The 566-nt window shown below is 47.3% G+C and carries 1 protein-coding gene; it reads left to right on the forward strand.

Annotated elements, in window-relative coordinates; all coding sequences use genetic code 11:
• Positions 1-100: 100 nt before the first annotated feature.
• Positions 101-553, forward strand: a complete 453-nt coding sequence (azu, locus tag R7O13_RS29435) for an azurin (RefSeq protein WP_318305536.1) — start codon at positions 101-103, stop codon at positions 551-553.
• Positions 554-566: the final 13 nt, after the last annotated feature.

Raw genomic sequence — 566 nt, forward strand, 5'->3', positions numbered from 1 at the left:
CCGATTGAAGCACGTTTTTCGGGTCAAAACTGGCTGATAATGAGAACTATTGGACAAAAAAGTCCAAGTCAGCCCAAAACAACAAAATGGAGAGTGTTATATGTCTTTACGTATATTAGCAGCAACCTTGGCACTGGCAGGATTGAGCTTCGGCGCACAAGCCAGTGCCGAGTGTGAGGTTTCTATTGATGCTAACGATATGATGCAGTTTTCGACCAAAACATTGAGTGTTCCAGCAACTTGTGAAGAAGTCACGCTAACGCTCAACCACACCGGTAAAATGCCAGCGCAATCTATGGGTCACAACGTTGTCATCGCAGATACAGCCAACATCCAAGCGGTAGGCACTGACGGCATGTCTGCTGGCGCAGATAACAGTTACGTGAAGCCAGACGACGAGCGCGTTTACGCTCACACGAAAGTCGTTGGTGGCGGTGAAAGCACCAGCATTACATTCAGCACGGAAAAAATGACGGCTGGCGGTGATTACTCATTCTTCTGCTCATTCCCTGGTCACTGGGCGATCATGCAGGGTAAATTTGAGTTCACATAATCGTTGAATTCAA

This window comes from Vibrio sp. Y176 (assembly GCF_033438945.1).

Excerpts from the sequence above, each read along its gene's own strand:
- azu (WP_318305536.1), top strand. The coding sequence starts at position 101 with ATGTCTTTACGTATATTAGCAGCAACCTTGGCACTGGCAGGATTGAGC.